Raw genomic sequence first — 7989 nt, forward strand, 5'->3', positions numbered from 1 at the left:
ATCTGCATCACCTGTTCCTGATAGACGATAATGCCCTGGGTTTCCTCGAGAATGTCGTCGATCAATGGATGCACGGATTCACGGTCGCGCTTGCCGTTCTTGACCTCGCAATAGGTAGGGATGTTTTCCATCGGCCCGGGACGGTAGAGCGCCACCAGCGCCACGATGTCTTCGATACAGGTCGGGCGCATGCGTTTGAGCGCATCCATCATGCCGCTGCTTTCCACCTGGAACACAGCGACGGTTTTGGCGGCGGCGTAGAGCTTGTAGGATTCTTCGTCGTCCAACGGAATTGTGCCGATATCGTCGATCAAACCAGCGGGCGGGTCAAACAACTGACTGCCATCGGCCGCCAGATGCAGGTGGCGTCCCGATGCTTTGATCTGGTCAACCGCGTTCTGAATCACGGTCAGGGTCTTGAGGCCGAGAAAGTCGAACTTGACCAGACCCGCCTGCTCTACCCATTTCATGTTGAACTGGGTTGCGGGCATATCTGAACGCGGGTCCTGATAGAGCGGCACCAGCGCATCCAGCGGGCGGTCACCGATCACCACACCGGCAGCATGCGTCGATGCGTTTCGAAGCAGTCCTTCAACCTGTTGGCCATACTTCAGAAGGCGGTCAACAACCTCTTCGCTTTTGGCCTCTTCCCTCAGTCGGGGTTCATCAGCCAGCGCTTTTTCAATGCTGACCGGCTTCACTCCTTCAACCGGTATCATCTTGGACAGGCGGTCGACCTGGCCATAGGGCATCTGAAGGACCCGACCAATATCGCGTACGGCGGCCTTGGACAGCAGCGCACCAAAGGTGATGATCTGGCCCACCTTGTCGCGACCGTATTTTTCCTGAACGTAACGGATCACTTCTTCGCGCCGATCCATACAGAAATCGATGTCGAAATCGGGCATCGACACGCGTTCCGGGTTGAGAAACCGTTCAAACAACAGGCTGTAGCGCAGGGGATCAAGGTCGGTGATGGTCAGCGCATAGGCCACGAGACTGCCCGCGCCGGAACCACGCCCGGGGCCAACGGGAATATCCTGATCCTTGGCCCATTTGATAAAATCAGCAACGATCAGGAAGTAACCGGGAAACCCCATGCCTTCGATGATGCCCAGTTCGAAATCGAGGCGCTTTTGGTATTCCTCCACGCTCACCGCATGCGGGATCACCGCCAGACGCGCCTGCAGACCCTCGTTGGCCATGCGGCGCAATTCCGCGACCTCGTCGTCAGCAAACTTCGGCAAGATCGGGTCGCGGCGGTAGGCCATGAAAGCGCAGCGTTTGGCGATCTCGACGGTGTTGCTCAGCGCTTCGGGCAGGTCGGCAAAAAGCGTGGCCATCTCGGCTTGGGATTTGAAGTAATGCTGCGCGGTCAAACGGCGGCGCGGCTGTTGCTGGTCAACATAGGCGCCTTCCGAAATGCAAATCAACGCATCATGCGCCTCATACATATCGGGCTTGGGGAAATAGACGTCATTGGTGGCCACCAGCGGGATGTCCATCGCATAGGCCATCTCGACGAAGCCGCGCTCGGTCAGGCGCTCGGGCTCGGGCTGGCCGCCGTCTTCGGGGTGACGCTGCAATTCAACATAGAGCCGATCGCCAAAGGCCGCTTTCAACCGTGCCATCAACGCCTCTGCCGCCGGGCGCTGGCCGCCTTGCAAAATATTGTCCGTAATTACGTTGCGATCAACAGCATAGGAAAGGGCTTGGCGCACCCGCACGTCTTTAAAGGCTTCAGGACCCGAGGCGTCCATGTTGAAGCTATAGTAGTACGAGCCAAGGTAAGGCAGTGACAGGGTTTCGTCTGGACGTTCCTTTTTCAAACGAATAAACTGGCCCGATGGAACCGCTGTTGTGTCCAACTCACCAGCAAGATAGCGAGTGAACGCAACGTTTTCATCATTGATCACTTGAGTTTCGACACGATCAATAATGGTTGCTTCATTGTTCCAATACATTGGGTTGCGTTCGCGCACAGTACGTTCTTTTAGAACCCATTCAGTCAGTTTATACGCTCCGTTAGAAACCATGTTTTCGGGGCGGGTCCACTCTGCACCATGTGTTTCAATAGTTGCTTTGTGCACTGGGAACACGGTGGCCAAAACAGTCATTGATGCAAAATATGGTAGTGGTGCTGTCAAGCTGACTTCAAACGTATAGTCATCAACCGCGCGCACACCCAACTCCGACTTATCCATTTCACCGGACAAAATCTGCGATGCATTCTTGAGTGACATAAGGTCAACATACCAAGAATAGGGAGAGGCCAATTCTGGGTCAACCGAGCGTTGCCAAGCATAAACAAAGTCATGGGCGGTTACAGGATCGCCGTTTGACCATTTGGCGTTGTGGCGCAAATTGAAGGTGTACACGTCGTTGGTTTCGTTGGCTGACCAGCTTTCGGCTACGCCGGGCACCAAATTGCCGTCGGCATCTTGGTTCAACAGGCCTTCAAAAAGATCACGCGCAAAAGAAAAACCAGTTACGTCTTCCATCAATTGCGGATCAAGCGACGGAATTCCATCGAGCAAACGCATACGTAGGACCTGGTTTTCTGCAAGTGTCTCACCAGTCACCGGGTGGGTTGCCGCTGCAAAAGCAGACCCCATCAAAGCCATTGTGAGCGTTGCGCCAAGAGTTGCGCTTTTCATAAGTTTTGGAAAATTCATTATCCCTCCATGCCTCAAGTCTCCCACTTACCCTCCGCAAGTTTCGGCTTAAGTATTATATTGCAATACATAGCATTGTATAAAAATACCAACGTCGATGCAAGTGGTGAATTTTGATTGCAACGCTTCAATTTTCGGGCCCGGGTATTTCGGCCCTTGATCCTGCTCTTTTGTCCGTCTAAAGTTCAGCCGAGCACATTCTCTTGCCGACCTTCACAAGCATTCCATTCTTTTCACCCGTTCAAAGCCGCAACTTCAGGATCAATCATGCAATCGATTACATCACCGTATTTACTGCAACTTGATAAGGGCTGGCAGATAGAAAACGAAACCAAAACGATCCGCGCTTCGTTTTCTGTTCCAGGAGATGTGCATTCATCATTACTCGCTCAAGGCACCATATCGTCACCATATTGGCGGGATAACGAAACCTCTTTGGACTGGATCCACGAGCAGAATTGGGTTGCGCAAACTCAGTTTGAGTTTGATGGCGACTTGGCGCGCAAGCATCTTCTTAGCTTTGACGCTGTGGATTGCATAGCAACTGTATTCTTAAACGATCAAGAAATTGGTTTTTGCGATAACCAGTTTAGACGATGGGACTTTGATACCAAAGGCGCGCTAGAGCGCGGCACGAATATTGTGCGTATCGTATTCCATTCCAACAGCATGGCGGCAAAAAAAGCCGCCGATGCCTCAAGTGTCACGGTTCCATATCTGTCGTTCAACAACCGCTTGCCTCACTATAATTACCTACGCAAAACCCAATGCCATGCTGGCTGGGACTGGAATATTGCTTTGTCGCCCATCGGGATTTACGGCGATGTTTTGCTGCATCAGGCAGACCCCGTGCATTTTGATGGCTTAATGGTGCGCCAAATTCATCTTGAAGACAGCAGCGTGACATTGGAAATCGACGTAAGCTTCTCGGCGCAAACGACAGGTGAAATTCAGCTTTCGGCCAGCATATGTGGAGCCACAACGAGTCGGACGATAACCCATTATCCCGGTACGACAACAAAACGCATTTCACTCAATGTTACGGATCCAGAACTGTGGTGGCCGATTGGTTACGGGCCACAAACATTGCACCAATTAAGTGTGAACCTTGGTGAACTCACAAAATCCCGCAAGGTGGGATTTAGGCAGATAGAGCTCGACACCAGCCAAGATGATATTGGACACCGTTTTGCGTTCAGTGTGAATGGCCAAGAAATGTTTATGCGCGGCGCAAACTGGATTCCAGCAGATGCTTTGCCTCAGAATTGCACCCCAGAGTTGGTGCGCGATCGCCTGCAATCGGCGATCGATGCGAATATGAATATGATCCGGGTGTGGGGTGGTGGCCAATATGAACCCGATTGGTTTTACGACTTATGTTCCGAACTAGGTCTGCTGGTTTGGCACGACTTTATGTTCGCCTGCAATCTTTACCCCGCTCACGACAAGACATGGCTAAAGTCTGTCCGCGAGGAGGCCCGCCATCAAATTAGGCGGCTTTCTGGCCATGCATGTATGGCACTTTGGTGCGGTGACAATGAGCTTGTTGGCGCCCTGAACTGGTACGAGGAGAGCAAGGCAAACAGAGACCGGTATTTGGTGCTTTATGATCGGCTCAACCATTCCCTAGAAGAAGCAATTGATGAACTTCAACCCGACATTCCTTTTTGGCCATCTTCGCCCTCTGTCGGTCCACTCAACTTTGGCGATGGCTGGCATGATGATAAATCCGGCGACATGCATTTTTGGGACGTATGGCATTCATCAAAAGACTTTGAGCACTATCGGTCTGTAAAACCTCGTTTTTGTTCAGAGTTTGGATTTCAGTCCTTCCCCTCGACGGAAGTAATCAAAAGCTTCACTGAACCTGAGGACCGCAATGTTTCATCGGCGGTGATGGATGTGCACCAACGAAATGAGGGCGGCAACAGCCGGATTGTTGAAACGATTTCGCGTTATTTCAAGTTTCCAGATGGTTTTGAAGACATGGTCTTTCTAAGCCAAGTCAGCCAAACTCTGGCCATGAAAACTTCGATAGAGTTTTGGCGCGCGCAAATGCCCAGATGCATGGGCGCGTTATACTGGCAACTCAACGACACTTGGCCAGTTGCGAGCTGGTCAAGCCTTGAATATGGCGGCAACTGGAAGCTAACTCACTATGCAGCAAAACGATTTTTTTCGCCTATATTGGTCACCGCGCAACCAGATGACGCCACAGGCGACGTGGTGTTCTACGCCATTTCAGACCTTCGCGCACCTTGTACTTTATCGCTTGAAATTGAACTGGTGAGCACGTCCGGCGAAGTGCAACCGCTTGCCGCATTCAACGCTCAAAGCAAACCAAATCTATCTCTAGAGATACACCGCTTGAAGAGTGCCGACATTCCCGCAGGTAAATTCTTGTCCTTTGTTTGGACTGACGAACAAGGTGAACATCAGGGCGAAAGTGAATATTTGCCATTGCGGCCAAAAGCCTACCCATTTGAGCAACCGACCATTTCCATCGAACACAACCAAAGTGCAAACGGACGCTTAGAGATCACGCTTTCTAGCGACAAGCCCGTGTTGTTTGTGACATATGATCATGGCGGCGCCAATGTTTATTCCGACAATTGTTTTACCCTTTTGCCACATCGGCCGAAAACAATTTGGGTGGCGCGACAACGTGGAAATGCCGCACCAACAGAGCCCAAAACAATACACTATTTGAAGGGTTAGCCGCGCCCGCGATAGGTTGGCACGTCTTGGCTCGGAATCCATACTGACTTTGGCGCTTCCCCTGTTTGCCAAAAAACGTCGATGGGGATGCCGCCGCGCGGATACCAATAGCCGCCAATGCGCAGCCACTCTGGGTCCAACAATTCCACCAAACGCCGCCCGATCGACACAGTGCAATCCTCATGAAATGCACCGTGATTGCGGAATGAGCCAAGGAACAGTTTTAGCGACTTGCTTTCAACCAACCAATCGCTAGGCACATAATCGATGACCAAGTGCGCGAAGTCGGGCTGGCCGGTCATGGGGCAGAGCGAGGTAAACTCGGGTGCGGTAAAGCGTACACAATATTGCACGCCCTCTTGCGGATTGGGCACTTTTTCAAGCACAGCTTCTTCTGGGCTATTGGGCAATTTTGTGTCGCCACCCAATTGGGTAAGATTGGCGTAAATGTCTTTTTTGTCGGTCATTGTTTTCTCTTTATTCTAGACGCCGCGTTGATTGCCCCAAAGCATTACATGCAATTGGGGGAGCACCCGGGCGCTGAACCATTTGGTTTGATTTACTTTATCGATCAACCACAACATGCGCTGATTAATGCCTTCAAGGTCAATGGCTGCATTCTGCTCACTAGCTGGCGGTGGCGTATGGTTGCCGGGCTGCAGATAGACCGTCAGGTCCGGATGCAGAGCTGCAACTTTTTGCGCAAAGACGAAATCTGCATCATCAAAAACCACAAATTTTAGCACGGTTTGACCAGCGCCCTGCCCCGCTCTAATCGATGTGTTCAAGGCATCTGGATCGAACGACATTTCGCTTGAAGGGGGTTTTGGGCTGAGCACTAAAACATCAAGCGCGCCAAACCAATCCTTTGCAATACTGCCTTGGGTTTCCATCGCAAATTGAAAGCCTTGGGATTTGCCTAATTCAATCAATTCGCCCAGTGGTTGAATCGCCGGATTACCGCCCGAAAGGGTGATCATTATTGGCTGATTTTCTGTGAGGGTCTTTACCTGATCCAATATTTGGCTCGACGACATTGGCCTCCATTGATTGCGAAATTCTCCATCAACAGCATGTAGACTATCACACCACACGCAACGAAAATCACAGCCGCCTGCGCGCACAAACACCGTCGGTTGACCGATAACGGCGCCCTCACCCTGGATGGTGGGGCCAAAGAGCTCTGAGACGCGTATAAGGTTTTTGTTCTCGCTCATGATGGGCGGTATTCTGCCCATGTTTTGGGCGTTTCGCTGACCCGCACAGCAGTCGTTTCTGCAAATCTTTGTTTGCACCAATCAAACAAATGCTTGGCCAAAAATTCGGCAGTAACCGCCTCACTTTCGAATACCTCATTGAGATGCCTGTGATCCAAATGCTCATCAATATAGGTTTTAAGTTCACCTAGTTCTTGGTAGTCGCGCACGAAGCCAAATTGATTGAGGGTTGCAGATCGCAACTCCACAACCACCACATAATTGTGGCCGTGCAAACGTGCACATTGGTGGTCGCTTGGCAAATCTGTGAGTTGATGGGAGGCTGAAAAATGAAACTCTTTTGTGATCGTGTACATCAAATTGCCCCGCTCGTTGCAGCGCGCCAAAAATCAGCGTCGGCGTAAGTTGTGGGGTCATCAACACCAGCCAGGTGAAAGGCTTCTCGTCGTTCAACACAGGTGCCGCAGCGCCCGCAATGGGTTTCATTTCCTTTGTAACATGACCACGTCTGGGCAAACGGCACATTGTGCCTTGCGCCATCTGTCACAATGTCGGCTTTTGAGCCATGCACATAGGGGGTGAGAAGCTGAATACTGGCATAGCCATCTAGCGCTTTGTCTTGCATGTTTTGGAAAGCGGCAACGAAATCGGGGCGACAATCAGGGTAGATGAAGTGATCCCCCCCATGCACTGCGGCGGCAACCGCATCGGCGTCATTTGCCGCGGCAATGCCAAAGGCGATGGCCAACATTATCGGATTGCGGTTGGGGACAACAGTCACTCGCATTGTTTCTTCTTCGTAGTGTCCGTCTGGCACATCAATATTGTCTGTAAGGGCAGATCCGGAAAGGCTTTTGCCAATATGCTGAATATCGATGATTTGATGCGGCACACCAAGGCGCTTAGCGCACATAGCAGCGCTATCAAGTTCTTTTTTGTGGCGTTGCCCATAGTCAAAAGAGAGCAGTCCCACGAGCGAATGCTCAGCTGCAACTCGATGGGCAAGCGTCACTGAATCCAATCCGCCAGAGCAGATTACGATCGTTTTCATTTTTTCATCCTTGTTTTGTCCGGGTAGGCTGCGACCGGGTCGGCGCTGTGTTTATCAGGTGATGGCGAACTTGAAAAGCGCCGAACACGCGAAAACGCGAAGGGACTTTAAGCGAATTTGAATCTTTGCCTGTCAACTTGTGGTCATTGCGCTACGCGGAGACGGCTATGATGAACCGGAGTTTTGAAAAATCAAGAATGCTGGCCTGTGCGGTTGGCATGGCAATTGTTCTGATTACACCTGCCTTGAGCGCGCCTTTGAACGAGGCCTTTCAAAGGAAAAACGAGAGCATTGAGCACGCTCACACGCAAAAAATCAGAACTGTAGG

At 51.3% G+C, this 7989-nt stretch carries 6 protein-coding genes; 1 reads left to right on the top strand and 5 read right to left on the bottom strand.

The genetic code is table 11. The annotated features are described in order from the left end of the window. On the bottom strand, window positions 1–2675 hold a 2675-nt coding region (gene dnaE / locus Q0231_RS13585; RefSeq protein ID WP_299348145.1), incomplete at its 3' end, for a DNA polymerase III subunit alpha. Window positions 2676–2942: 267 nt separating this feature from the next. Between dnaE and Q0231_RS13590 the strand changes: the two genes are divergently transcribed. Further along, window positions 2943–5393, top strand: coding sequence for a glycoside hydrolase family 2 protein (locus Q0231_RS13590; protein ID WP_299348148.1), 2451 nt, complete (start codon window positions 2943–2945; stop codon window positions 5391–5393). On the opposite strand, the gene queF is transcribed toward Q0231_RS13590, so the two are convergent. Genes queF through queC form a run of 4 tightly spaced genes read right to left on the bottom strand, consistent with a single transcriptional unit; the run spans window position 5390 to window position 7661 of the window. Continuing rightward, entirely contained in the window at window positions 5390–5860 is a 471-nt protein-coding gene (queF, locus tag Q0231_RS13595; protein ID WP_269392981.1) for a preQ(1) synthase, read from the bottom strand. The genes Q0231_RS13590 and queF overlap by 4 nt on opposite strands. Before the next feature lie 15 nt (window positions 5861–5875). Then, window positions 5876–6631 carry a 7-carboxy-7-deazaguanine synthase QueE gene (gene queE / locus Q0231_RS13600; RefSeq protein WP_299348150.1) on the bottom strand — a complete coding sequence of 252 codons (756 nt, stop codon included), beginning with the start codon at window positions 6629–6631 and terminating at the stop codon, window positions 5876–5878. Then, window positions 6607–6966: a 6-carboxytetrahydropterin synthase QueD gene (gene queD / locus Q0231_RS13605; RefSeq protein WP_299348151.1), complete on the bottom strand. Its 360-nt coding sequence runs from the start codon at window positions 6964–6966 to the stop codon at window positions 6607–6609. The genes queE and queD overlap by 25 nt, the downstream gene beginning before the upstream one ends. After that, window positions 6966–7661 carry a 7-cyano-7-deazaguanine synthase QueC gene (gene queC / locus Q0231_RS13610; RefSeq protein WP_299348153.1) on the bottom strand — a complete coding sequence of 232 codons (696 nt, stop codon included), beginning with the start codon at window positions 7659–7661 and terminating at the stop codon, window positions 6966–6968. Before queC ends, queD begins: the two co-directional genes overlap by 1 nt. Window positions 7662–7989: the final 328 nt, after the last annotated feature.

The organism is uncultured Maritalea sp., assembly GCF_937139385.1.
GTDB classification, from domain to species: Bacteria; Pseudomonadota; Alphaproteobacteria; order Rhizobiales; family Devosiaceae; genus Maritalea; species Maritalea porphyrae_A.

Coding starts and splice junctions, on each gene's coding strand:
- Q0231_RS13590 (WP_299348148.1), top strand. CDS start 2,943: ATGCAATCGATTACATCACCGTATTTACTGCAACTTGATAAGGGCTGG.
- queF (WP_269392981.1), bottom strand. CDS start 5,860: ATGACCGACAAAAAAGACATTTACGCCAATCTTACCCAATTGGGTGGC.
- queE (WP_299348150.1), bottom strand. CDS start 6,631: ATGGGCAGAATACCGCCCATCATGAGCGAGAACAAAAACCTTATACGC.
- queD (WP_299348151.1), bottom strand. CDS start 6,966: ATGTACACGATCACAAAAGAGTTTCATTTTTCAGCCTCCCATCAACTC.
- queC (WP_299348153.1), bottom strand. CDS start 7,661: ATGAAAACGATCGTAATCTGCTCTGGCGGATTGGATTCAGTGACGCTT.